This is a genomic window from Cupriavidus sp. GW823-FHT06D04 (assembly GCF_058795055.1).
The window spans coordinates 1-687 of sequence record NZ_JBXAHL010000121.1; the positions used below are offsets into that span (position 1 = coordinate 1).

Sequence of the window (687 nt, forward strand, 5' to 3'; positions counted from 1 at the left end):
CAGACTGAGCGGAAGGTCGAGCGACCTGTGCCGAAAGCCACCAGCGCCATCGGCATCGACATGGGCATCGCTCGCTTTGCCACCATGAGCGATGGCACTTTCCTCGCGCCGCTCAACAGCTTTAGGAAGCACGAAGCCAGACTGCGCCGTGCGCAGCGGGCGATGAGCCGCAAGACGAAATTCAGCAACAACTGGAAGAAGTCCAAGGCCCGAATCCAGCGTATCCACGCACGCATCGGTAACGCCCGCCTCGACTACCTGCACAAAGCCACGACCACGATCAGCGAAAATCAAGCGATGGTGTGTATCGAGGACCTGAAGGTACGGAACATGTCCAAGTCAGCGGCCGGTTCAAGCGGGCAACCGGGCAAGAACGTCAGGGCCAAGTCCGGCCTGAACAAGGCCATCCTCGATCAGGGTTGGTACGAGTTCGGGCGTCAACTGGAATACAAGCTAGCGTGGAATGGCGGCTGGCTAATAGCTGTGCCGCCACAGCACACCAGTCGCACGTGCCCTTGCTGCGGGCATGTATCTGCCGAGAACCGGCAGAGCCAGGCGAGCTTCGCCTGTGTGGCATGCGGCTATGCGAATCACGCCGACGTGGTCGGCGCGATCAACATTTTGGCGCGGGGGCACCGCGTTGCAGCCTGTGGAGAGTCGGCGTAGTCAAGCCGCTCTACGAAGCAG

1 protein-coding gene is annotated in these 687 nt (G+C 61.0%); it reads left to right on the forward strand.

Translation table 11 applies throughout. The features are described 5' to 3' along the window. Positions 1-666: RNA-guided endonuclease InsQ/TnpB family protein (locus AC1Q7H_RS39855; protein ID WP_492382518.1), on the forward strand; the 666-nt coding region annotated here is incomplete at its 5' end. Positions 667-687: the final 21 nt, after the last annotated feature.